We start from the raw sequence: 22,095 nt of genomic DNA, 5'->3' as shown, positions 1-22,095 counted from the left end.
GACACGCACTACTTGCAGCTGATTTTTCTTCGAAATATTCGCCTGGAAGATGTTGCAAAACGCCTTTCCTACCAACACCTTACAGGCTGCTAAATGAAGAAAATCATGTGCTTATCTGTGCTCGCCCTTTCGGCCTGCACAACGAAACCCCTTGAAATGTCAGTCCCTACGCAAGCTGGTCACAATCTGCATTCAGCACGGGTTGCGGTCGAAGCCTGCTCGACCGAAGCCGACATTGGCGGCAACGCCGCTGTGATCGGCAGCTACCCGACATTCATCCTGATGACGTCGCCCTTGATCGGTACGGCAGCTGCCTATAGCGGAAGACACGACCTGCGTATCCGGGGTGAAATAGACCAGGTTGACCGCTGCTTGACCGAGCGCGGGTTTGAGCGCCGCGATCTCACAAACGCCGAGCGGGCCTGGTTGCGTAACGCAAGCGGAGACGAACGGGTGCGCCGTCTGGATCACCTTGTGGCCGGAGGCACCATGGAAACTTACGGGGCGCCCAACAGCTAAGCACCCCCTGCCTTCCAACGCGCCCATGTCTCGGGGTGCCCGTTGAACGTGTTGATATCCACTTTGCCTTGCACACCCGGCACCAGCCCGGTGCCGGTGTACTGCCAGAACCGCCACGAAGCCCGAGGGTAGACTTTGTGCGGATGCCCGGCAACGGACCGCAGCCAGAATTCGGTTCCGGGCAAACGGCCAATACCGGTGTCATCGTAAAAATCCACCGTTGTGTAGACGATGGGTCGCCGCCCGTAGTGGCGTTCGAGTATGTCGAGGAATCGCTTGGCTTCGGAACGAACCTTGGCCCCATCGGGACGCAGCCGGCAGGTTCTGGAATGCGGCGTCCATTCCATGTCCAACACATGCGGCAGGTCCGAGCCTTTGGGCACGTTTTGGATGAACCATCGTGCCTGCTCATGTGCCGGGCGACAGAAATAGTAATAGTGGTACGCCCCCCACGGCACCCCCGCCGCCTGCGCCCCACGCCGATGGTCGTCGAACATGGGGTCGGCCACATCACCGCCCTCGGTCGCTTTGATGAATACGAAACTGACCCCCGATGCCTTGGCCCGGTGCCAGTCAATCGCACCCTGCCAGCGCGACACGTCCAGCCCGTGTACCGGATAATGGCCGGGGTGCCGCCCGTCCCAGTCATGCGGGTCAGCATCGCCAAAGGCCGGATAAATGACCGAAGGCGACGTGGTGCCCAGAAAAGCCTTGGCCTCGACCTGTTGAGGCGGAGGAGTACTGCGACCGCAGGACAGGGTCGCCGTGGCCAGAACGGCCAGCATCAACGCTATGCGCATGGTCTGTTCCTGTTTCAAATTTCTGCTCGTATAATTCCCTCCAGAATGCCTGATCGGCCTCACAAGGCAACGGCGTATTTTGCGGACGGCGAAATCCCACCGTCCAGCTATGAAAATATGGCGATTTTGACTTGATCCCTGTCCGCAAACCTCGTAAAGCAGCGCAATCCGGTGCCGCAACTGCGCGACTCCGGTGTTTTGGTTTGCACCATGGCGCAACGCCGGGCTTTCTTCAGCCGCAGCGTGTCAGGGCGGACCGGACCAAAGGAACATTCGATCTGACCTCTGGCGGGCTGTACGCAGGACCCGGTGAAGACCAAGAGCTCTCAGGCCGTGCTTAACTTCGTGGACCAACCACGAGCAGATAGGAGAAACTGCGATGGACCTGATCGCACAGCTTGAGGCGGAACAGATTGCCGCCCTGGGGAAAGACATCCCCGATTTCAAAGCCGGTGACACCATCCGTGTCGGCTTTAAAGTGACCGAAGGCTCGCGCACCCGTGTGCAGAACTACGAAGGCGTCTGCATCGCGCGCAAAGGTGGCAGCGGCATCGCCGGTTCGTTCACCGTTCGCAAAATTTCGTTTGGCGAAGGCGTGGAACGTGTGTTCCCGCTGCATTCGACCAACATCGACAGCATCACCGTTGTCCGCCGCGGCCGCGTCCGTCGCGCCAAACTGTACTATCTGCGCTCGCGCCGTGGTAAATCCGCACGTATCGCAGAAGTCACCAACTACAAGCCCAAGGCTGGCGCCGAGGCGTAAGGAGCGGAAAGATGAAAAAAGACATCCATCCCGATTACCACTTCATCGACGTCAAAATGACCGACGGCTCGATCGTGAAAATGAAATCTACCTGGGGCAGCGAAGGCGACCAGCTGGCTCTGGAAATCGACCCCTCCGTGCACCCCGCATGGACCGGTGGCTCGTCGCGCCTGATGGACGCCGGCGGCCGTGTGTCGAAGTTCAAAAAGAAATACGAAGGTCTGGGCTTCTAAGCCTGACTTGTTTGAGATGCGAAAGGCCGTCCCTTGGGGCGGCCTTTTTTATTTTTGCCGTTCAATAACTTGAACGGTAACTCAATTCGATTGCAGCACACCATGAACAGTGACAGCTTTGCGTTCATGTTTCGTATTTTCATCAACACATTGATCATTCTTGTTCTGACAGTGCTGACGCAGGTCGGAGGGCTTGCTTGGGGAATTGCGCTGTTCTTCAAAAAACGATTGATTTCATTTGTGGTCGCCTATGCCGCTCTTTCACTTGCTGCGATCTGGATCGCCCCGCAGTTTGGGCGCGTCGCACTAAGCTGTACAGAGGACGGCCCACTGCAAGTTCAAAGCTGGATGTACTGCGTTCTGAACAGAAATTACGTCTCTCCTGAACTTGCTGATGTTCTGCAGGATGCTGCGAACAAAATGGATCGCCAATACCCGGGAACTACAACTCTTGTCCTGGACGCGAACTTTCCGTTTCTGAACGGATTTCCCCTGCCGCCACATCTGTCACACGATGACGGAGAAAAAGCTGACCTCGCCTTCTATTACGCCGAAGACGGCAGTTACCTGAATGGCGCCACGCGATCTCCGATAGGGTACTTCGCCTTTGAGCAAAGCAGCACCAACTGCCCAAAGCGTTGGCCAACCCTGAGATGGGATTTCGATTTCCTGCAGCCCCTTTGGCGCAGCTACAGCATAGATCGTCAACGCATCCGTTCGGTGTTGATTGTGCTGTCTGAAGACGACCGCGTGGGCAAGATTTTCGTTGAGCCCCATCTGGCCAAGAGCCTACATGTGTCCGGTCCCAAGATTCGTTCTCAGGGATGCCGCGCTGCACGCCATGATGACCACATTCATTTTCAACTCTAACGGCTCTCATCAGGCACAGACCAATTTCGCCTAACGCCAGCAAATGCTACACTGGACTGTAACGCAGGTAAAAAATCTATGGAGACCCTGAAAATGCCCCAGTACAATGACATGATCGAGCTTTCCGTAGAGGATATGGACCTGATCGAAACGGCGCTGCGTGGTTCGGTTGCCTCGTTGTCACAGGCTGCGATGGATGAGGACGAAGGCGGCAAAGCGGGGCGCGAAGACACTTTGCGTCGCATTCACGATCTTCTGGGTAAACTGCACGATCAGAAGGTGTTCTACCGCCCGAAAGAAGGGGTGTATCTTGGGGGGTAACCCCGCCTGGGCCATTGTCTCAACGAGGTTCGCGCGTCAGGTCTGCCGCGCTGTGGACCGGCGGCACAGGGCCGCGCAGCAACATCAGCGCCAGCCCCATTCCGATCAACGCCGCAACCGCCGCAACCAGCATAGCACTGTCAAAGGCGTTATCCTGCAAATCCCGCAGCGCCTTGGCCAGGGCAGTTCCGGCCGATGGATCCATCCCCGCGATCTGCTGTTGTATCTGGTTGGGCGTGCCATGGGTCAGCGCATGGGCCAAATCCTCGCGCTGAGTCGATCCGGCGGGCAACGCATCGATCACTTCGGACAGGCCGCGGCGTTTGGTGATGGCTTCGGCAAGGCCTCCGACCACGGCCCCCAAGGTGGCCCCGAAATAGAGGCAGGCATTGATCACGCCCGACCCCTGCCCCACATGCTCCTCGGGCAGAAGGCGCAGGCCGAGGCGCGGCAGCAGCGAGAAACAGATACCCATGCCGATACCGACAATCAGCAGTTTCCACCAGATCTCGGAATATTGCGTGGTGTTCGTGGTGGTCATCAGCAACAGGAACCCGCATGCCATCGCCCCAAGACCAATCGCAACTGGCCACTGAAAGCTGTAGGGCGCCAGATACCGCGGCGCGGTGACCGAGATGACAAACATACTGAGGCTGAGCGGCATGATCGCCAACCCTGCGCCGATCGAGGAGTACCCGAAGGCATCGGGCGACTGCACGAAGGTGTTGAAATAGACAAAGAAGCAGAACAGCGTGAACCCGGTAAAGAACATCCCCGCCGCAGCCATGAAATAGCGCGGATGGCGGAAATAGCGCAGCTCGATCAGCGGGTCTTCGGCGCGGCGTGAAACGATAACCAACACAACCGTTGCCAACGCCGCAATCGCCAGCGGCACCAGCGTGAGCGGCGAGGACCACCCTCCGCTTTCCCCATTGCTGAGCGCAAAGGACAGCGGTCCGAGGAACAACAGGATCGCAATCGCCCCCGGGTAATCGAATTTTGCCCCGGCAAGGCGTGTGTCCGGAACATATTTCCGCTTGCTGACATGCAGCCCGATGGCAAAGGCTATGGCCAACAGCAGCAGATCGGTCGCAAAGACCGCTCTCCAACTGACATAATGCCCAAAGGCCCCGCCGACGATTGGTCCGACGCCAATGGCGAGGCCAACGATTGCGCCCCAGGCCCCGGTGACGCTGGCGCGCTGCTCTTCGGGTGTTGCCGCCGTCAACAAGGACAAAGAGGTTCCGAACAGCGCCGCCGCCCCTGCCCCTTGCGCCCCACGGCCGAACAACAACATCGCTCCATCCTGCGCAAACAGGACCGAGGCCGACCCGATAGCAAAGACGATCATGCCAAAGAAAAACACACCCATCTTGCCGGTGATATCTCCCAGCCGAGAGACGATTGTGACAAGCGTGGCGCTGGCCACCGTATAGGTCGCCATCACCCATTGCAGCCCGGATGGGGTCAGATCGAAGTCGGCCTTGAGGTTGGGAAGAACGGTGGCGACGGCGGTTGTATTGAACCCCACGACCATCATGCAAATCGCCGTCATCGCCAGAACGACGCGGGCGCGGGCCTGCGGGGTCACGTCTTCCGAGGTCTTGTCACGCATCAAATTGCCCTCAAACTATGGTTGATTAACGCAATTATTCAGCAGTTTAGCGATTTTTATCCCTGCGCATAGGGGCCGCGTCAGATCCAATAAGACAACGCAACGGGCAGTACGACAATCGTGCTGAGCGTCGATATCAGGATAAAGCCCGCCACATCCGGCCCGTATTCCGGCACGTGCTGGTCAATGAAAAGGTAGGTCGCCACCGAAGACGGCATCAGGCAACACAAGATCACCGCACCACGTTCCGCCCCGGTAAAGCCGAACGCCCAGACCAGCGCGCTGGAGATCACGACGGCCATTGCCAGATGCAAAACGGTCAACACCACCGCCCGGCCCAGGCCCTGGATCTGCAACGTCGCCAGAGTATGCCCGAGTGTCAGCAGCATCAGCGGGATGGACAGGCCTCCGAGTATGTCAAAGGACTTGGCCACCGGTTGCGGCAGACTGTATCCGGTCGCCATCAGGATCAGCGAGATTACCACAGCATAGATGATCGGCGATGTGGCGAGTTTCTTCGGCGCAAACTCTCCGGCCGGGATCCACATGCCCACAGTGAAGATGCTGATCAGGACGACAACCACGAAACCCATCGTATAGGCCATCCCCGCGTCGCCCAGCGCCAGCAGGGTGATCGGCAGGCCAATATTGCCGACATTGCCGTGCATCAGCGGTGTCAGAAATGCCCGCACCGGCAGGCGCATCGCCTTCAAGGCAACGAACCCCAGCGCGCCGAACCCGGCAATGGCCAACGCGGCGGCGACCATCACATCCAGAAACGTACCCACGGCGATCTTGGTGGTAGACAGGTGCGAGATGATCAGCGTCGGATACCCCACGCGCGAAACGATACCGCCGATCACCTTGTTGTCGAAGGGCGCCTTGATCAGGGCCAGACTATAGCCAATCCCGGCGCAGATCAGCACCGGCAGGACCACGTTAAGAACGTTCAGAAACAGATGATCCAAGCCCGGTCCTTATCCCATTTTACTGCTCTGAACTGTGAAACAGCGCGCCGAGCTTGACAAGCGCGCAGCCTAACCCGCGCCCACAGCTCGGTTTTCCAAATTAGAGCCTGATATCACCGATTGGGGTTCTTCCCTTCCCGCTTTCCACAACATATAGTGGCTCACAACAACGTGTGGGCAAGCACGGCGGGACATGGGAATACAAGCATGGCACATATCATCGTAGTGGGGAACGAGAAGGGCGGCGCAGGCAAATCGACCGTGTCGATGCATGTGGCAACCGCACTGGCGCGGCTGGGTCACAAGGTCAGCACACTGGACCTGGACCTGCGGCAACGCAGCCTTGGGCGCTATTTCGAGAACCGCGGCAATTTCATGAACGGCTCGGAAACACGGCTGCCCAGCCCGCGCCACCATGACCTGCCCGAGATCGATGCCAGCAAGCTGAAACCCGGCGAGAACATCTATGACCACCGCCTGTCCGCCGCGGTTGCCGAGCTGGAAAGCGACAGCGACTTTATCCTGATCGATTGCCCCGGCTCGCACACCCGCCTCAGCCAGGTGGCGCATTCGCTGGCCGACACGCTGATCACCCCTCTGAACGACAGTTTCATCGATTTCGACCTGCTGGCGCGGATCGATTCAAAGGGTGAAAAAATCCTCGGGCCATCGGTGTACTCTGAAATGGTCTGGAACGCGCGGCAACTGCGCGCACAGGCCGGGCTGAAACCCATCGACTGGGTCGTCGTGCGCAACCGTGTTGGTACACAGCGCATGGTCAACAAGGAAAAGATGCAACGCGCGATCGAGATGCTGTCGCAGCGCATCGGTTTCCGCGTCGCCTCGGGCTTTTCCGAGCGGGTGATCTTTCGCGAACTGTTCCCGCGCGGTTTGACCCTGCTGGACCTCAAGGATATTGGGGTCAAACAGTTGAACATCTCGAACATCGCCGCGCGGCAGGAGTTGCGCGACATGATGAAAGAGCTGAACCTGCCGGGTGTCGAGATCGATTTCTAAGGGGTACTGCCCCGCAGGACACACACAGCTCGGCTGCTAAACTCCCCCACCTTGCCCTTGTGCCTTACCTGATGCAAACTTGCTTGCGGAGGAAAGGCGCCTGTTCACAGCTGGGTCCGTTGGCAAACGGATCAGCAAAGCACTGTGCTTTGGGAGGAGCGTGCCATGACATCCGACACCGAAGGGTCCACACCACCGGACAATCTGAAGCCGCAGCAACATTCCGTGCCCGAAGTAAACACGGTGACATCAAGCGATATCACCGCGTCGCTGAAGGCCGGGTTCTCCGACTTTCTCGCGCGCCCCTTGATGAGCGGATTTTTCGGCCTGTTCTATGCGGTATTCGGCATCCTGTTTGTTTGGGGTCTGGTCTGGCTTGGCAAGATCTGGATGATCATTCCCGCCATTGTAGGTTTCCCACTGGTCGCGCCCTTCGCCGCCGCCGGGCTGTACGAGATGTCGCGCCGGCTGCAAAAGGGTGAGAGTTTCGGCTGGTCTGAAATCCTCGGCGTCATGGCCAATCAGCGCAAGCGCGAAATGGGCTGGATGGCCTTTGTCACCCTGTTCATTTTCTGGGTGTGGATTTACCAGGTACGGCTTTGGCTGGCGATCACCCTGCAGAATACATCTTTCTCGGATTTCGACGGTTTCCTGAATATCGTCTTTTCCACTCCGCAGGGCTGGACCTTTCTTGCGATCGGCACCTGCGTCGGCGCGTTTCTGTCGGCGGTCCTGTTCACGGTGACCGTCATCGCCATGCCCATGCTGCTTGACCGGGAAACCAATTTTGTTTCCGCAATGTTGACGTCCATCCGCGCCGTTGCAGAAAACCCGGTGGTCATGCTGACCTGGGCGGCAATCATCTCGGTCACCATGCTGTTGTCGATGGTTCCGGCGTTTCTGGGCCTGATCTTTACGCTGCCAATCCTTGGCCATGCCACGTGGCACCTCTATCAGCGCGTCGTGCCGCCAGTGCAAGGGTGATTTTCTGCAAGCTGTTAGCGCCTGGCCCGCCCCTCCGGGCCTCAGGGCTTGCGGAGTTCCGCTGTTGGCATAGACAGTACAAAAAGCCGTTACTGAAGGTGCTCAACGACCCGGTAGAATTCTGCCCATGCCGCGCTGGGTTCAGGGGCAATTGTGTCTTCACCACCGTTGGTCAGTTGCTCTGGCGTCGCCCAAACAAGGCTAAGAGGTCGCGCAGCTGCGCATAATTGCTCCGTCTGTTTGCTGGTCAATTCAGCGCCAAGTATTTCAGTCAAGCCCGCTCTGCGCTCCGAAACCTGTAACATACTATCAACAAAACCCCGCAAATCGGCGCGTTCTGCATCTTCAGGAAATGCAGCGATAAGCGCCTCAATAGCCGTCAAATCCTCACTTTGCTGACCTCCGCACGCCCACTTGATGGCAATCGGCTGCAAAACGTAATCAAAACCAAAGAAGATATTGATGGCAGGATCGGTCTGCGCGGATACGGCAGATGCCATTAGACCCAACGAGAGGACAAACGACGTTATTGCTTTTGGCATCGCACAAACACCCAGTTACGACGCAGCCTCATTATACACCGTAAACAGCTCTTTCGGCTCGGGCACGCCGCGCAGCATGTACCGCCCGACGGACACGAGGTTCTGTCCGCAGGGCTGTGCTGCGCGCGCAACATCGTCCGAGATCAGAATCCGCTGCCCCAAAGACTTGTGCATGCCGGCAATTCGCGCGGTCTGGTTCACGGCCGGGCCGATCACCGTAAAATCTAAACGCGTCTCGGACCCAATGTTGCCATACAGGATTTCACCCGCATGCAGGGCGAGGGTGAAGCTCGCCACCGGCAGGCCCTCGGCCTCGCGGCGGGCATTCAGCGCCTCCATCCGTTGCTGCAATACCGGCACGGCTTTCAGCGCCGCACGCGCGTCTTCGTCGATCTCGCCGACGTCGAACATCGCCATCAGCCCGTCCCCCATGAATTTCAGGATATTGCCGCGATTGTCATGTACGACACCCACGGCGACGGCCAGATAGTCGTTCAGCATGTCGATGATTTCGTTGCCCGGCAGCTCTTCGGACAGGCTGGTAAAGCCCTCAAGGTCAAAGTTCCACATCACCGCATCGATCTGCTGCAATGATCCGCGCCGGATTTCGCCTGACAACACGCGCCTTCCCGCATCGCGGCCCAGATAGACCCGCATAAGGTCTTTCGATATTCGGGCACTCGACGCGGATTTCAGCGCCAGCCCCAGATGCGGCAGCGCCGTGTTGATCAGGTCCAGATCACAGTCCCGGAATCCTTCCGGCGCGTTCGAGGTCCAGGACATCAGAACCCCGTCCACGGCCTCTTTGGTGATTCCTGTCACGCTCTGGGTCGGCACGTTAAAACTGACCCCGGTGGCATAATAATCCGTTGCCCCGATCTGGCGCAGATCATTCAGCAAGGGATAGCGATTGGCCTCGTTCTGCTCGACCAGACGCTCGCGGATTTCATCCACTTCATTGTTCAGAATGGCGAAGAGGGGGCTTTGTCTCCACTGCTCGCTGGGCTCTTCGGTATACTCAAAGGTCTCGGACTCACCTCCCCGGCCCTGATACCAACTGAACCCGGTGCCACCGTAGACCGGGTGCAAGGCCGATTGCGCCGCATGAAAGCGCATCAGGGGCACGCCGAGTTCCAACAGCTTGTTGCAATAGCCGTCCAACAGCTCTTCTTTCGCAGCCCCTTCCAGGCCGCGTGTCACAATCCATTCGATAAGATCCGTTGATTTCGCCGTATCGGCGTTCAGGGTCGTCATTTTGTTATTATTCCAGTGTCCGCTCTGGTTGTCATCTGGGGGCCAGAGGCCGGGATTACCAGTGTTCACCCCATATGCGCCAGCTGTCGCAGCATTTTGCGCAACAGGGCCACTTCGTCCGTACTGAATTGTGCTGCCAGCTTTGCGTCATATTGCCCCGCGATACCACAAAGCTCGTGATAGACGGATTGCCCCAAGGCCGTCAGCATCAGATTTTCCACCCTGCGATCCGTTTCACTGCGGGTGCGCAGCAGATACCGGCGTTCCTCCAGCCTGTGCACCGCGCGGCTGATCTTGGTCTTGTGAAGCCGGGCCTGTTCACCGATCTCTTTTGCGGTCATTTCGCCGTAATTGCCCAGATGAAACAGGACCCGCCATTCGTTGCGCAGCATACCGTAATGGTCCTTGTAGACCTTCTGAAACTCCAATGAGCTTTCCTCGGCCGCCCGGTTCAGCAGGTACGGCAGGAAATTTTGCAAATCAAAGTCATCTTTTTTCATGGAATCGTCCCGAGTCATGCTTGTTAGTTACAAAACCGACTATTATCCCACAAGCAGCAAACGGAGGAACGCAGGATGAACCATCCGACTGATCCGCATGAAATGACCCAGGCAAGCAGCCCGGTCGGCACCCATGCGGGCTATATGCCCGGCTTTGGAAATGACTTTGAAACCGAGGCCCTGCCCGGTTCATTGCCGCAGGGAATGAACAGCCCACAACGCTGCAACTATGGACTGTATGGTGAGCAACTGAGCGGCACGGCCTTTACCGCCAATCCGCCTGAACGGACGTGGTGTTATCGCATCCGGCCGTCGGTCAAGCACTCGCATCGCTACGAAAAGATTGATCTGCCCTATTGGAAATCCGCGCCCTTTGTTGATCCGGACGTGATCAGCCTGGGCCAGTACCGCTGGGATGCGGTGCCGCATTCCGATCAGGGGCTGACCTGGCTTACGGGCATGCGCACGATGACCACCGCAGGGGATGTGAACACGCAGGTGGGCATGGCCAGCCATATCTATCTGGTTACCGAGTCGATGGTGGACGCCTATTTCTATTCGGCCGATTCCGAGCTGCTGGTGGTACCGCAGGAAGGCCGCCTGCGCTTTGCCACCGAGTTGGGGATCATCGACCTTGAACCCAAGGAAATCGCAATTATCCCGCGCGGGTTGGTGTACAGGGTTGAAGTGCTGGAGGGCCCCGCGCGCGGCTTCGTCTGCGAAAACTACGGTCAGAAATTCGAGCTGCCGGGCCGCGGCCCGATCGGCGCCAATTGCATGGCCAACCCGCGCGATTTCAAGGCGCCCGTGGCTGCGTTTGAGGATCGCGAGGTGCCCTCGACCGTGACCGTCAAATGGTGCGGGCAGTTCCACACCACCAAGATCGGCCAAAGCCCGCTGGATGTGGTCGCATGGCACGGAAACTACGCGCCCTACAAATACGACCTGCGCACCTATTGCCCGGTCGGCGCGATCCTGTTCGATCACCCCGATCCGTCGATCTTTACCGTGCTGACCGCACCGTCGGGGCAGCCGGGCACGGCCAATATCGACTTTGTCCTGTTCCGCGAACGCTGGATGGTGGCCGAGGATACGTTCCGCCCACCGTGGTATCACAAGAACATCATGTCCGAGCTGATGGGCAACATCTACGGTCAGTATGATGCCAAGCCGCAGGGCTTTGTCCCCGGCGGCATGAGCCTGCACAACATGATGTTGCCGCACGGCCCGGACCGCGAGGCGTTCGACAAAGCGTCGAATGCGAACCTTGGCCCGGACAAGCTGGACAACACCATGTCCTTCATGTTCGAAACCCGGTTCCCGCAACATCTGACACCGTTTGCCGCCAAAGAGGCCCCCTTGCAGGATGATTACATTGACTGCTGGACCTCGCTTGAGAAAAAGTTCGACGGGACACCAGGCAAGAAGTAATGGATGGTGGCTACATAGTCATCGCCGTGTTCTTGGGCATTATCGGCATGTCGATATGGGCACGGCGCGGACGCTGGAATGGCAAGCGTGACCACTACAAGCACAATCCAATGCCCGGCCATCGCCAGGAGGGTTCTTCCGGTGGGGCCGATCCTGGCGACTGAAAGATGGAAACAGGGCCATGCGGCACACCCTTTCGCGGTGCCACTTTCGCAACGACGACAAAGGCGACAAGGAACTTAAATGACACTTTCGAAATCCTGGGTGGCCTCGGCCAATGACGCCAACCACCCGTTTCCGCTGAACAACCTGCCTTATGGTGTCTTTTCGGTCGACGGGTCCGAACAACATTGCGGCGTGGCGATCGGAGATATGATTCTGGACGTCACTACGGCTGAGGCCGAAGGGGTGATCAATCTGGACGACGAGCCGCTATTTGACCTGCCCTTCTGGAACCCGTTGATGGAGCAAGGCCCGGCCGTCTGGGCCGCATTGCGCGCGCGGCTGACCTATTTGCTGGCCGAAGGGTCGGAGGAACAGGACAAGGTGGAACCTTTGCTGGTTCCGCAGAACGCAACCGAGTTGCACATGCCCTTCGCCGTCAGCGAGTACACCGACTTCTACGCAGGTCGTCATCATGCGCAAAACGTCGGCACCATGTTTCGCGGGCCGGAAAATGCCTTGCCGCCGAACTGGCTGCATATTCCCATCGGGTATAACGGCCGGGCATCCTCGGTTGTCGTCTCGGGCACCGATATCCGCCGCCCCTGGGGTCAGCTTAAATCACCGGACCAAGAGAAACCCGCTTTCCTGCCCAGCCGCCGCTTTGACATCGAGCTTGAGATGGGCGCCATCGTCGGCACGCCCTCTGAGGGGCCGATCACGGTGCAGGAGGCGGATGACCACATCTTCGGATACGTTCTGCTGAACGACTGGTCCGCGCGCGATATTCAGGCGTGGGAATACCAACCTCTCGGCCCGTTTCAGGCCAAGGCTACTGCGACGTCCATCAGCCCGTGGATCGTGACCAAGGCCGCGCTGGAACCGTTTCGCTGTGACACACCTGCACGCGAGGTTCCGTTACTGGACCATCTGAAAGACTGCGGCCCGATGCTGTATGACATCGACCTGTCCGTGACGATGGCACCCGAAGGTAAACCAGCCACTACGATTGCCCGGACGAATTACAAGGAAATGTATTACTCCGCCGCGCAGCAACTGGCGCATCATTCGACCTCGGGATGCCCGATGAATACAGGCGATCTGCTGGGGTCCGGCACCATTTCCGGCCCGACAAAACCGGAACGCGGCTCGCTGCTGGAACTCAGCTGGGGCGGAAAGGAACCGCTGACGCTGAACACGGGCGAGACGCGCAGCTTCATTGAGGACGGTGACACCCTGACCCTGACGGGCGCGGCCAAAGGCAAGGGATACACAATCGGCTTCGGCGACTGCACCGGCACAGTGTTGCCCGCTCACTCCTCCCCGTACGCACGGTGAGAACAATACCTCGACTGACGACATTCCGTCGCATTTGATCCAGATCGTTTTACGGCGGGTTTTTCGGTGAGACCATTGGCTCAAGCCTTCGGCTTCGCAGGGCCGGAGAACGAAATCTTGCGCTTTATCAGCGCCAGACCATCGGGGGAGAGCCCATGAACAAGATTTTCGAAGTCCCGCTTTACGCCTATGAACGCACTCCGGATCAGGATGCGTCCATACCTGTCCGCCACAAAGTGATCGTGATCGGTGCGGGGCCGATCGGACTGGCCACCGCGATCGATCTGGCCCAGCAAGGGGTTGAGGTCGTGGTGCTGGACGACAATGACAAGGTCAGTTTCGGCAGCCGTGCGATCTGCTTCTCGCAGCGCACGCTTGATATCGCCGACCGTCTGGGCGCGGGGCGTCCAATGATGGAAAAAGGGGTGCTGTGGAACGCAGGCAAGGTCTATTTCGATGAGCGACAGGTATATGAGTTCGACCTGCAGCCCGACACAGGATACGCGAACCCGGCCTTCATCAACCTGCAGCAATACTATTTCGAAAAGGCCCTTGTAGACCGGGTGCGCGAATTGCAGGCCGAAGGCGCGTCCCTTGAAATCCGTGGCCGCAACAAGGTCGAAGCCATCGGAACCCATAACAGCCATGTCACGCTCGAGGTCGAAACCCCCGAAGGCCCCTATAACATCGAGGCCGACTGGCTGATCGCCTGTGACGGGGCGAACTCGTCGACGCGGCGGATGCTCGGGCTGGATTTCGAAGGGCGCGTGTTCGAAGACAATTTCCTGATCGCTGATGTGGTGATGGAGGCCGATTTCCCGACCGAGCGCTGGTTCTGGTTCGATCCGCCCTTCAATCGCGGGCAATCGGCGCTGCTGCACAAGCAGCCCGACAATGTCTGGCGCATCGACCTGCAACTGGGGTGGGATATCGACAAGGAACGTGAACAAAAGCCCGAGAACGTCATCCCGCGACTCAAGGCAATGCTGGGCGAGGATGTGAAGTTCGATCTGGAGTGGGTATCGATCTATACCTTCCAATGCCGGCGTATGGACCGGTTCCGTCATGGCCGCGTGTTGTTCGCCGGGGACAGCGCCCATCAGGTCAGCCCGTTTGGCGCGCGCGGTGCAAATTCCGGAATGCAGGATGCGGACAACCTGTGCTGGAAGTTGAAGCTGGTCATCGACGGCAAAGCGCCCGAGATTCTGCTGGACAGCTACAACCGCGAGCGGGTTCAGGCCGCTGATGAAAATATCCGCATGTCCACGCGCTCGACCGATTTCATTACACCGAAATCCGACATGTCGCGACAATTCCGGGATGCGATTCTGGACCTCAGCGAGCATTTTGAGTTCGCCCGGCCGCTGGTGAATTCCGGCCGGTTAAGCACGCCTTGCACTTATGAGGGGTCCTCGCTCAGCTCGGCGGATGCACTGAACGGGCCGGACATCACCCGCCCGGGTGCGGCCTGCCCTGATGCGCCTTTGGGCGATGACTTCCTGTTGCCGAAACTGGCGGGTAAATTCACCCTGCTGACCATCGACGCCGACGCCCCCGAACGCATTGAGGAAGACGGCATCGAAGCCACCCGGCTGGCGCTGTCCGTGAAGGATGATCTGACACTGGAACTCAAGCGCAGGTACTTGGGCGACGCTGACAGCGCGGTCTACCTGATCCGCCCGGATCAGCACGTCGCCGCACGGCGCGACACGTTCGAAGAAAACGCATTCCGGCAGGCGATCCGCCGGGCCACCGGTAAGGAGTAAGCAAGATGGCCGATCTGATCCTCACCCCGAACCTCGACAATGGCGACGATTTCTATGCCGAGTTGCTGACCGCCCATGACGGGCTGAACAAATCGGAAAGCGAAGCACTGAACGCACGGCTCATTCTGGTGCTGGCCAACCATATCGGAAACGCGGATGTGCTGGCGCAAGCCCTGAAAGCTGCCGCATTGAAAAACGGCTGACAGCATGGCCGAGGTGATCCTGTTTAACTACGGGCAGTCATCGGCCAGCTACCGGGTGCGCATCGCGCTGAACCTGGCGGGGATCGCCTATCGCGCTGTCTCGGTCGATCTCAGGGACGGGGCACAGAAATCGCAACCCCATCTGGCGCGCAATCCGCAGGGGCTGGTTCCGGTGCTTGAGATCGACGGGCTTCGACTGACGCAATCTCTGGCCATCATCGACTATCTGGATCAGACCCGGGGTCTGGGGTTGCTACCGGCGGAACCCGCGCACCGTGCAAAAGTAGCGGCTTTGGCGCAGTCCATTGCCGTGGATATCCACCCGGTCTGCAACCTGTCAGTTGCTCAGTACGCCGCCACGCTCAGCGGCGGAGCCGAAGGGATGCTGGGCGATTGGATGCGCCACTTTATCCGCCCCGGCCTGCTGGCGTTCGAGGCGCTGTTGGCCGAGTTCGAACAGGCCCCCTATTGCGCTGGGTCGCAGCCCGGCCTGGCCGATCTGTGCCTGGTCCCGCAGTTGTACAACGCGCGCCGCTGGCAAGTGGACCTGTCCGGGCTGCAGCGCAGTCTGGCGGTCGAGGCCGCCTGCGTCGACCACCCCGCCTTCAGGGCCGCCCACCCCGAGGCTTAACCTAATCTGGCGCACAGGCCCTGTGTGCAGACCTTGGTGGTGAGGGCGGCCTGCCGCGAGTATCCTGCAATACGAACGCAGGAGGCCCCAATGCCCGAGATCACCGGCTATCACGCCCATGTCTATTTCGACGCCGAAACGCAGGACATCGCGCAACAGGTCTGCCAAGAGGCCGCGCGCCTGTTTCCTGTTGGGAAGGGCCGGATGCATGCCAGGAATGTCGGCCCGCACCCACGTTGGAGCTGCCAGCTAACCTTCGCCCCGGATGCGTTCGATCAGGTCATCCCGTGGCTGATGCTGAACCGGCAGGGTCTGACCATTTTCACCCACCCGGAAACCGGTGACCATCTGGACGATCACCGGGACCGAGCCGTGTGGATGGGTGAGATGCTGGAGCTTGACCTGTCGATCTTTGACAAGATAGGCGCCTAGGTCAGCGCCCGCGCCTGATCCCGCAGTTTGAACTTCTGGATCTTACCGGTCGAGGTCTTTGGCAATGCCCCGAAGACCACCGTCTTGGGCGCCTTGAAATGGGCCATGTTGTCCCGGCAGAAGGCAATGATATCCGCCTCGCTCGCCTGCGCATCCGGCTTGAGTTCGACAAAAGCACAGGGCGTTTCACCCCATTTCTCATCCGGGCGCGCAACCACGGCGGCCTCCATCACGGCGGGGTGTTTGTAGAGGATATCTTCGACCTCGACCGATGAGATATTCTCACCACCCGAAATGATGATGTCCTTGGACCGATCCTTGAGCGCGATATAGCCGTCCGGGTGCATCACCCCTAAATCGCCCGAGGCGAACCAGCCGCCACGAAACGCCTTGTCCGAGGCCTCGGCGTTTTTCAGGTAGCCTTTCATGACGACATTGCCCTGCATGAAAATCTCACCCATCGTCTCGCCATCTGCGGGCACGGGCTCCAAGGTTTCCGGGTCAGCCACCATCAGCCCCGACAGGGCCGTATAGGGAACCCCCTGACGGACCTTGAGCGCGGCACGCTCCTCGGCCCCCTTGCTGTTCCACTCGTCCTTCCACGCGCAGACTACCGAGGGGCCGTAGGTTTCCGTCAGGCCGTACACATGGGTCACCTCGACACCCATGCTTTCCATCTTTTCGATCACGGCGGCGGGCGGAGGGGCGCCGGCGGTCATCACCTTGATCTCATGGTCGAAATCCTTGAGGTGATCCGGCGCGTTGGCCAGCATGTTCAGTACAATCGGCGCGCCGCAGAAATGGGTGACTTTTTCATCGCGGAAGGCAGCATAGATCGGTTCATCCCGAACCGCCCGCAAACAGACCGAGACCCCGGCATTGGCCGCCATCGCCCAGGGAAAGCACCAACCATTGCAGTGGAACATCGGTAGCGTCCACAGGTAAACCGAATGCTTCGGCATGTTCCAGTCCAGCAGATCCGACTGCGCGTTCAGCGTTGCACCCCGGTGGTGATACACAACCCCTTTCGGATTGCCGGTGGTGCCGGAGGTATAGTTCAGCGTGATCGCATCCCATTCGTCATCGGGTAAGGACCACGCGAATTCCGGATCGCCTTCGGCCAGCAGCGCGTCATAGGTCAGGCTGCCCAGCTTTTCACCGCCATCAAAACTGGGGTCTTCGATGTCGATGACCAGAATGTCGTGATCCACCGTTTTCAGAGCCTCTTTCACCACGCCCGAAAACTCGGGGTCGACCAGTAGCACCTTGGTTTCGGCGTGGTTCAGGATGAAGGCGATGATCGGCGCGTCCAGTCGCGTGTTGATGGTGTTCAGCACTCCACCCGCCATGGGCACGCCGAAATGGGCCTCGTACATCTCGGGGATGTTGGCGGCGATGATCGAGACTGTGTCGCCTTTTCCGACGCCGCGCGCCGCCAGTGCGCCCGCCAGACGGCGGCAACGGGCATAGGTTTCCGCCCAGCTAAATCGGCGTTCGCCGTAGACCACCGATGGATAATCGGGGTAAATCTTCGCGGTGCGTTCGATGAAACTCAGCGGAGACAAGGGCGAGTAGTTCGCGCGGTTCTTGTCCAAATGACGCTCGTAGATATTGTCCCCTGCCATGTGCTGACCCTCCCAGTTCAGTTCTCGCCGGACTTGATCACAAAGTGTCGCGTCAGGCAAACCCGTAGAAATACGCCGAAGCCATGGACTGGCAATACGGGATGGTGCAATCTGGCCCTATCTACAGATGGCCATTCGCGGTGATCTGGGCCATCGAAAATTCCAAGCCGGGGCGGCAACGTACCCGCAACTTGCGCACCCAACACTTCTGAAAGGACATGTCATGGACGGCACGTTCAACGAAAACGATCTTTCCCGCGTGGTCGAAGCCGACCGCGCCCATATCTGGCACCACCTGATCCAGCATAAGCCCTTTGAAACCAATGATCCCCGCATCATTGTCGAAGGCAAGGGAATGCGTGTTTGGGATCAGAACGGCAAAGAGCATCTGGATGCCGTTTCGGGCGGTGTGTGGACCGTCAACGTGGGCTATGGCCGCGAATCGATCTGTAAGGCTGTGTACGACCAGTTGATGAAGCTGTGCTACTTCGCCAACTCGGCAGGCTCGATCCCCGGGGCAATCTTCGCCGAAAAGCTGATCGAGAAGATGCCAGGCATGAGCCGTGTCTACTACACCAACTCGGGCTCTGAGGCGAACGAGAAGGCGTTCAAGATGATCCGCCAGATCGCGCACAAGAAATATGGCGGCAAGAAAACCAAGATCCTGTACCGCGAGCGCGACTATCACGGCTCGACCCTGGCGACCATGTCGGCCGGTGGTCAGGATGAGCGCAACGCGCAATATGGCCCCTTCGCACCCGATTTCGTGCGCGTGCCGCATTGCATGGAATATCGCAAGCATGAACTGGACGGCGCGCCTGTCGAAAACTTTGGCGAATGGGCTGCGGATCAGATCGAAGAGGTCATCCTGCGCGAAGGTCCCGACACCGTTGGCGCGCTGTGCCTCGAGCCGGTGACCGCAGGTGGCGGCGTGATCGAAGCGCCCGAGGGCTACTGGCAGCGCGTGCAGGAGATCTGCAAGAAATACGACGTGCTGCTGCATATTGACGAGGTCGTCTGTGGCGTTGGCCGTACCGGCACTTGGTTCGGCTATCAGCAATACGGCATCAAGCCCGATTTCGTGACCATGGCCAAGGGCGTCGCTTCGGGCTATGCGGCGATTGCCTGCATGGTGACCACCGAGGAAGTCTTTGAAATGTTCAAGGACGACGCAGCCGATCCGCTGAACTATTTCCGCGACATCTCGACCTTTGGCGGTTGCACCGCCGGTCCGGCAGCCGCGATCGAGAACATGCGTATCATCGAAGACGAGAACCTGCTGGGCAATTGCTCGGCCATGGGCGATCGCATGATGGGCAACCTGCAGGCGCTGATGGAAAAGCACAAAGTCATCGGCGACGTACGCGGCAAGGGTCTGTTCCTGGGCGCTGAACTGGTTGCAGACCGCGGCAGCAAAGAGCCTGTGGACGAGAAGCTGGCGCAGGCGGTTGTGGCCGATTGTATGGCGCAAGGTGTGATCATCGGCGTCACCAACCGCTCGGTCCCCGGCCGCAACAACACGCTGTGCTTCTCGCCCGCACTGATCGCTACGCCGGATGACATCGACCAGATCACCGACGCGGTCGATGGCGCGCTGGGGCGTGTCTTCGGGTAAACTGACCCAAGTTAGAAGTAGATCAAACCGGCGCTTATCGCGCCGGTTTTTTTGTTGTCGGGCTATGTTTTGCCAAACTCCTGAACTCGGTTAGCCTGTGACCATTCTATTCAGGAGATACACCCATGGCATTCAATTTGCTTCGCAGCTTGGTCACGGTTCTTGCACTTTCCATCGCCGTACCAGCCAGCGCCGAAGACGGCAGCGGTTTCCCGCAGATCGTCGGCACGTGGCACGGCACCTATCTGGTGGGCTTCGCCAAATCGAACCCAAACCACGAAAAGGGCCTGTTAAAAACTGAGATGGAGTTGGAGATCACCAAACTCGACGGCAACCTGATCACCGCCACCAACCGCTGGCGCCGGATCGGAGACACCGACTGGATCGTCGAAGAAGCCATGGGCACATTCAGCCTGGACGACCCCACCCGCTTTGTTCTGGCCGAGGCCGGGATTTCGGGGGATGACGTATCCGCAGGCATCTTCAACGGAGTCTATCTGGATGATGTGATCATGGTCACTTATGCTGGACCGGCGACAGGTGTGGCCTTTGCGGCACAGTTGGTGAAGAAGGAAGGTAAAAACTAAGCCTTACAGCGGGTTGGTACGACATAGAGGTTTCAAATTCCTCAATCCGCTTTGCCAATGTCAGCAAGGCGGACAAAGCTGACCTTGACCCATTCGGGTTTCACGTGTCTTGGCTTTCTAGGCATCTAATCACGGACGCTTCAAGTAGTTCGCGATTGAAAGGCATACTTTCGGCGGATGTACCCAAGAGGACAAAGGCCGTCTTCCAAGTCGCGTCGCAAAACCCAGATGCATTCATCCATGCAACAAAGGCAGCGAACCGCATTCCATTGTGCTGTATCTCGTCGGGTTCATTGCTCGGTTCAATCAGAGACAATTCTAAATCCGGTGGCCGGCCTTGGGCGATGTCCAGAGCAATCTTCAGTCCAACGCCATCAATCGTATCATTGATATCGGCATCTTTTGTTTCCGACATCAGATACTCCAAAAACTCTTGAAGTGTTTCGGCTTTGGTGTCCGGGCTCTCAAGCAGCTTTGCAAAAGTAAGCAGTCTTCTTTGTTGGTATCCGCCCGGCTCTAGGCGTTGTGCTAAGTTGCGAAGTAACTCGGTATCTCCGGTCGCTATTGGCATATAGTATTGGCTTGTCAGTGGGTTAGTCGCTGATGCAAGTAATTCGAGCGCTTTCTCAACGCAACCGTTTAGCCAGAAAGCCGCGATAATCTTGCTTTGATCCCTAGGATTTGAACGGGAAAAGTCAGTTAGTTGAATGACATCATAAAGCGAACCTTCTTGCAGTTTCTTTCTGAGCACTTCTTTGTCGCCATCGAATTGCATTAACGCCGTACGCATCAAAAGGCGCTGTAACTCATCCCGCTGTGCGTGGGCGGGTTCATTGGACATAAGCAACATATTCAAACTGGCTAGCCTAACGTCTTGCTCCAAGGCATCACCCAAACTATCCAAATATGACTGAGTAAGAGGTTCGTCATGCCATGTTGGCGTATCAAAGCAATCCGCAAGTGCGGGCATGGTGGCGCACGTTGTTCCTAGAACTAACAAGAAAGTTCGAAAGTTCATAACGGTACCATCCTCAATAGGTTTATCCCTATTACCAAAGCACAGGATTGTACGCTATGGGCTCAAAGCGGCCCAACCGGCTCTCCAACAGAAAAAGGCCGCCCCAATCGGGACGGCCCTTCATTCACTGTCTCTCTAAAAGAGGATCAGGCAGCCAGAGCGGCCTGAGCTTTGGCGACGATCGCGCCGAACGCTTCCGGTTCGTGCACGGCCAGGTCGGCCAGAACTTTGCGGTCCACTTCGATACCAGCCAGGTTCAGGCCGTTGATGAAGCGGGAATATGTCAGTGCCTCGTCATGCGAACGGACGGCGGCGTTGATACGCTGGATCCACAGCGCGCGGAAGTTGCGCTTGCGGTTCTTGCGGTCGCGGGTTGCATACTGGTTGGCCTTGTCGACGGCCTGACGGGCAACTTTGAAGGTGCTCTTGCGGCGGCCATAGTAACCTTTGGCAGCCTTGATGACCTTCTTGTGACGGGCGTGAGTTACGGTTCCACCTTTAACGCGGGACATCTCTTAATCTCCTCTTAGCGGTCGTAGGGCATGTAGCCCTTGACGATCTTGGCGTCGGGGGCGGACAGGGTGGTGTTGCCACGGGCGTCGCGGATGAACTTCTTGGTCCGCTTGATCATGCCGTGCCGTTTGCCGGCCTGGCCAGCAAGGACCTTACCGGTCGCAGTCACCTTAAAGCGCTTCTTGGCGCTCGACTTGGTCTTCATCTTAGGCATTTCCGTCTCCTTTCAGGGTTCGGTACTAAACGCGACTCGGCATGCCATCTCGGCCGGTCACGCGATCAGAAGCGCCGTTTACGCAAGTTCTTCCATACTGGCAAGGGGGTTTGGACCAGAATCTGCGCTTTTCGCAGGGTGGTCAGGCACCGGGGCAGCGCTGGCAGCCCCGGT

The 22,095-nt window shown here is 58.4% G+C and carries 25 protein-coding genes; 15 read left to right on the top strand and 10 right to left on the bottom strand.

Annotation, left to right across the window (positions count from 1 at the left end):
* Positions 1 to 156 precede the first annotated feature (156 nt).
* On the top strand, positions 157 to 519 hold the full coding sequence (locus tag GOX88_RS08700; RefSeq protein WP_170400776.1) for a hypothetical protein: 363 nt from the start codon (positions 157 to 159) through the stop codon (positions 517 to 519).
* Here GOX88_RS08700 and GOX88_RS08695 read toward each other — a convergent pair.
* Positions 516 to 1,319 (bottom strand): glycoside hydrolase family 25 protein, encoded by an 804-nt coding sequence (locus GOX88_RS08695; protein ID WP_170400775.1) that lies wholly within the window; start codon positions 1,317 to 1,319, stop codon positions 516 to 518. The genes GOX88_RS08700 and GOX88_RS08695 overlap by 4 nt on opposite strands.
* Positions 1,320 to 1,698: 379 nt before the next feature.
* Here GOX88_RS08695 and rplS point away from each other — a divergent pair, with 379 nt between their 5' ends.
* From rplS to GOX88_RS08675, 4 genes are all read left to right on the top strand, one after another.
* Positions 1,699 to 2,082, top strand: coding sequence for a 50S ribosomal protein L19 (gene rplS, locus GOX88_RS08690; RefSeq protein WP_170328369.1), 384 nt, complete (start codon positions 1,699 to 1,701; stop codon positions 2,080 to 2,082).
* Between the two features lie 11 nt (positions 2,083 to 2,093).
* Positions 2,094 to 2,315: a 50S ribosomal protein L31 gene (rpmE, locus tag GOX88_RS08685; protein ID WP_170387136.1), complete on the top strand. Its 222-nt coding sequence runs from the start codon at positions 2,094 to 2,096 to the stop codon at positions 2,313 to 2,315.
* Positions 2,316 to 2,417: 102 nt separating this feature from the next.
* Entirely contained in the window at positions 2,418 to 3,185 is a 768-nt protein-coding gene (locus GOX88_RS08680) for a hypothetical protein (RefSeq protein ID WP_254443305.1), read from the top strand.
* A gap of 93 nt (positions 3,186 to 3,278) precedes the next feature.
* Positions 3,279 to 3,506, top strand: coding sequence for a hypothetical protein (locus tag GOX88_RS08675; protein ID WP_170400774.1), 228 nt, complete (start codon positions 3,279 to 3,281; stop codon positions 3,504 to 3,506).
* A gap of 19 nt (positions 3,507 to 3,525) precedes the next feature.
* Here the strand turns inward: GOX88_RS08675 and GOX88_RS08670 are convergent, their stop codons facing one another.
* Together GOX88_RS08670 and GOX88_RS08665 are read right to left on the bottom strand one after the other, a co-directional pair.
* A complete protein-coding gene (locus GOX88_RS08670; RefSeq protein WP_170400773.1) occupies positions 3,526 to 5,121 on the bottom strand; it encodes an MFS transporter in 1,596 nt (531 codons plus the stop codon).
* 80 nt (positions 5,122 to 5,201) lie between these two features.
* Positions 5,202 to 6,089 (bottom strand): AEC family transporter, encoded by an 888-nt coding sequence (locus GOX88_RS08665; protein WP_170400772.1) that lies wholly within the window; start codon positions 6,087 to 6,089, stop codon positions 5,202 to 5,204.
* Between the two features lie 207 nt (positions 6,090 to 6,296).
* Between GOX88_RS08665 and GOX88_RS08660 the strand changes: the two genes are divergently transcribed.
* Together GOX88_RS08660 and GOX88_RS08655 are read left to right on the top strand one after the other, a co-directional pair.
* Entirely contained in the window at positions 6,297 to 7,106 is an 810-nt protein-coding gene (locus GOX88_RS08660; RefSeq protein WP_170400771.1) for a division plane positioning ATPase MipZ, read from the top strand.
* A 165-nt stretch (positions 7,107 to 7,271) separates the two neighbouring features.
* Complete coding sequence (locus tag GOX88_RS08655; protein WP_170400770.1) at positions 7,272 to 8,090, top strand: DUF2189 domain-containing protein; 819 nt, start codon at positions 7,272 to 7,274, stop codon at positions 8,088 to 8,090.
* An 89-nt stretch (positions 8,091 to 8,179) separates the two neighbouring features.
* Here the strand turns inward: GOX88_RS08655 and GOX88_RS08650 are convergent, their stop codons facing one another.
* The 3 genes from GOX88_RS08650 to GOX88_RS08640 form a co-directional block, all read right to left on the bottom strand.
* On the bottom strand, positions 8,180 to 8,632 hold the full coding sequence (locus tag GOX88_RS08650) for a hypothetical protein (RefSeq protein WP_170431200.1): 453 nt from the start codon (positions 8,630 to 8,632) through the stop codon (positions 8,180 to 8,182).
* A 15-nt stretch (positions 8,633 to 8,647) separates the two neighbouring features.
* A complete protein-coding gene (locus GOX88_RS08645; protein ID WP_170400768.1) occupies positions 8,648 to 9,886 on the bottom strand; it encodes an adenylate/guanylate cyclase domain-containing protein in 1,239 nt (412 codons plus the stop codon).
* Positions 9,887 to 9,951: 65 nt separating this feature from the next.
* Positions 9,952 to 10,386 carry a MarR family winged helix-turn-helix transcriptional regulator gene (locus GOX88_RS08640; protein ID WP_437436419.1) on the bottom strand — a complete coding sequence of 145 codons (435 nt, stop codon included), beginning with the start codon at positions 10,384 to 10,386 and terminating at the stop codon, positions 9,952 to 9,954.
* A 75-nt stretch (positions 10,387 to 10,461) separates the two neighbouring features.
* Between GOX88_RS08640 and hmgA the strand changes: the two genes are divergently transcribed.
* From hmgA to GOX88_RS08605, 6 genes are all read left to right on the top strand, one after another.
* Positions 10,462 to 11,817 (top strand): homogentisate 1,2-dioxygenase, encoded by a 1,356-nt coding sequence (gene hmgA, locus GOX88_RS08635; protein ID WP_170400766.1) that lies wholly within the window; start codon positions 10,462 to 10,464, stop codon positions 11,815 to 11,817.
* A 243-nt stretch (positions 11,818 to 12,060) separates the two neighbouring features.
* Positions 12,061 to 13,317: a fumarylacetoacetase gene (fahA, locus tag GOX88_RS08625; protein WP_170400764.1), complete on the top strand. Its 1,257-nt coding sequence runs from the start codon at positions 12,061 to 12,063 to the stop codon at positions 13,315 to 13,317.
* Positions 13,318 to 13,472: 155 nt separating this feature from the next.
* Positions 13,473 to 15,083, top strand: coding sequence for an FAD-dependent oxidoreductase (locus GOX88_RS08620; RefSeq protein WP_170400763.1), 1,611 nt, complete (start codon positions 13,473 to 13,475; stop codon positions 15,081 to 15,083).
* 5 nt (positions 15,084 to 15,088) lie between these two features.
* Positions 15,089 to 15,286 (top strand): DUF2783 domain-containing protein, encoded by a 198-nt coding sequence (locus GOX88_RS08615; protein WP_170400762.1) that lies wholly within the window; start codon positions 15,089 to 15,091, stop codon positions 15,284 to 15,286.
* A 4-nt stretch (positions 15,287 to 15,290) separates the two neighbouring features.
* Positions 15,291 to 15,917, top strand: coding sequence for a maleylacetoacetate isomerase (gene maiA, locus GOX88_RS08610; RefSeq protein ID WP_170400761.1), 627 nt, complete (start codon positions 15,291 to 15,293; stop codon positions 15,915 to 15,917).
* 90 nt (positions 15,918 to 16,007) lie between these two features.
* Complete coding sequence (locus GOX88_RS08605; protein WP_170400760.1) at positions 16,008 to 16,349, top strand: DOPA 4,5-dioxygenase family protein; 342 nt, start codon at positions 16,008 to 16,010, stop codon at positions 16,347 to 16,349.
* Here GOX88_RS08605 and GOX88_RS08600 read toward each other — a convergent pair.
* Entirely contained in the window at positions 16,346 to 17,974 is a 1,629-nt protein-coding gene (locus GOX88_RS08600; protein ID WP_170400759.1) for an acyl-CoA synthetase, read from the bottom strand. The genes GOX88_RS08605 and GOX88_RS08600 overlap by 4 nt on opposite strands.
* A gap of 223 nt (positions 17,975 to 18,197) precedes the next feature.
* Here GOX88_RS08600 and GOX88_RS08595 point away from each other — a divergent pair, with 223 nt between their 5' ends.
* Complete coding sequence (locus GOX88_RS08595; RefSeq protein ID WP_170400955.1) at positions 18,198 to 19,589, top strand: aminotransferase family protein; 1,392 nt, start codon at positions 18,198 to 18,200, stop codon at positions 19,587 to 19,589.
* Positions 19,590 to 19,714: 125 nt separating this feature from the next.
* Positions 19,715 to 20,176: a hypothetical protein gene (locus GOX88_RS08590; protein ID WP_170400758.1), complete on the top strand. Its 462-nt coding sequence runs from the start codon at positions 19,715 to 19,717 to the stop codon at positions 20,174 to 20,176.
* Positions 20,177 to 20,276: 100 nt separating this feature from the next.
* Here the strand turns inward: GOX88_RS08590 and GOX88_RS08585 are convergent, their stop codons facing one another.
* The 3 genes from GOX88_RS08585 to rpmI all read right to left on the bottom strand — a co-directional run bounded on the left by GOX88_RS08585 (position 20,277) and on the right by rpmI (position 21,921).
* Positions 20,277 to 21,146, bottom strand: coding sequence for a hypothetical protein (locus tag GOX88_RS08585; protein WP_170400757.1), 870 nt, complete (start codon positions 21,144 to 21,146; stop codon positions 20,277 to 20,279).
* Positions 21,147 to 21,340: 194 nt separating this feature from the next.
* A complete protein-coding gene (gene rplT, locus GOX88_RS08580) occupies positions 21,341 to 21,706 on the bottom strand; it encodes a 50S ribosomal protein L20 (protein WP_008756009.1) in 366 nt (121 codons plus the stop codon).
* Between the two features lie 14 nt (positions 21,707 to 21,720).
* Positions 21,721 to 21,921: a 50S ribosomal protein L35 gene (gene rpmI / locus GOX88_RS08575; protein ID WP_010443552.1), complete on the bottom strand. Its 201-nt coding sequence runs from the start codon at positions 21,919 to 21,921 to the stop codon at positions 21,721 to 21,723.
* Positions 21,922 to 22,095: the final 174 nt, after the last annotated feature.

The organism is Ruegeria arenilitoris (assembly GCF_013030985.1).
In the GTDB taxonomy this organism is placed as follows: domain Bacteria; phylum Pseudomonadota; class Alphaproteobacteria; order Rhodobacterales; family Rhodobacteraceae; genus Ruegeria; species Ruegeria arenilitoris_B.
The sequence above is the reverse complement of the archived record's forward strand: the minus strand, read 5'-3'. Positions and strand labels throughout refer to the sequence as shown.

Bases quoted from the DNA above. Each gene is read 5' to 3' on its own strand.
- GOX88_RS08700 (WP_170400776.1), top strand. From the start codon at position 157: ATGTCAGTCCCTACGCAAGCTGGTCACAATCTGCATTCAGCACGGGTT.
- GOX88_RS08695 (WP_170400775.1), bottom strand. From the start codon at position 1,319: ATGCGCATAGCGTTGATGCTGGCCGTTCTGGCCACGGCGACCCTGTCC.
- rplS (WP_170328369.1), top strand. From the start codon at position 1,699: ATGGACCTGATCGCACAGCTTGAGGCGGAACAGATTGCCGCCCTGGGG.
- rpmE (WP_170387136.1), top strand. From the start codon at position 2,094: ATGAAAAAAGACATCCATCCCGATTACCACTTCATCGACGTCAAAATG.
- GOX88_RS08680 (WP_254443305.1), top strand. From the start codon at position 2,418: ATGAACAGTGACAGCTTTGCGTTCATGTTTCGTATTTTCATCAACACA.
- GOX88_RS08675 (WP_170400774.1), top strand. From the start codon at position 3,279: ATGCCCCAGTACAATGACATGATCGAGCTTTCCGTAGAGGATATGGAC.
- GOX88_RS08670 (WP_170400773.1), bottom strand. From the start codon at position 5,121: ATGCGTGACAAGACCTCGGAAGACGTGACCCCGCAGGCCCGCGCCCGC.
- GOX88_RS08660 (WP_170400771.1), top strand. From the start codon at position 6,297: ATGGCACATATCATCGTAGTGGGGAACGAGAAGGGCGGCGCAGGCAAA.
- GOX88_RS08655 (WP_170400770.1), top strand. From the start codon at position 7,272: ATGACATCCGACACCGAAGGGTCCACACCACCGGACAATCTGAAGCCG.
- GOX88_RS08650 (WP_170431200.1), bottom strand. From the start codon at position 8,632: ATGCCAAAAGCAATAACGTCGTTTGTCCTCTCGTTGGGTCTAATGGCA.
- GOX88_RS08645 (WP_170400768.1), bottom strand. From the start codon at position 9,886: ATGACGACCCTGAACGCCGATACGGCGAAATCAACGGATCTTATCGAA.
- GOX88_RS08640 (WP_437436419.1), bottom strand. From the start codon at position 10,386: ATGAAAAAAGATGACTTTGATTTGCAAAATTTCCTGCCGTACCTGCTG.
- hmgA (WP_170400766.1), top strand. From the start codon at position 10,462: ATGAACCATCCGACTGATCCGCATGAAATGACCCAGGCAAGCAGCCCG.
- fahA (WP_170400764.1), top strand. From the start codon at position 12,061: ATGACACTTTCGAAATCCTGGGTGGCCTCGGCCAATGACGCCAACCAC.
- GOX88_RS08620 (WP_170400763.1), top strand. From the start codon at position 13,473: ATGAACAAGATTTTCGAAGTCCCGCTTTACGCCTATGAACGCACTCCG.
- GOX88_RS08615 (WP_170400762.1), top strand. From the start codon at position 15,089: ATGGCCGATCTGATCCTCACCCCGAACCTCGACAATGGCGACGATTTC.
- maiA (WP_170400761.1), top strand. From the start codon at position 15,291: ATGGCCGAGGTGATCCTGTTTAACTACGGGCAGTCATCGGCCAGCTAC.
- GOX88_RS08605 (WP_170400760.1), top strand. From the start codon at position 16,008: ATGCCCGAGATCACCGGCTATCACGCCCATGTCTATTTCGACGCCGAA.
- GOX88_RS08600 (WP_170400759.1), bottom strand. From the start codon at position 17,974: ATGGCAGGGGACAATATCTACGAGCGTCATTTGGACAAGAACCGCGCG.
- GOX88_RS08595 (WP_170400955.1), top strand. From the start codon at position 18,198: ATGGACGGCACGTTCAACGAAAACGATCTTTCCCGCGTGGTCGAAGCC.
- GOX88_RS08590 (WP_170400758.1), top strand. From the start codon at position 19,715: ATGGCATTCAATTTGCTTCGCAGCTTGGTCACGGTTCTTGCACTTTCC.
- GOX88_RS08585 (WP_170400757.1), bottom strand. From the start codon at position 21,146: ATGCCCGCACTTGCGGATTGCTTTGATACGCCAACATGGCATGACGAA.
- rplT (WP_008756009.1), bottom strand. From the start codon at position 21,706: ATGTCCCGCGTTAAAGGTGGAACCGTAACTCACGCCCGTCACAAGAAG.
- rpmI (WP_010443552.1), bottom strand. From the start codon at position 21,921: ATGCCTAAGATGAAGACCAAGTCGAGCGCCAAGAAGCGCTTTAAGGTG.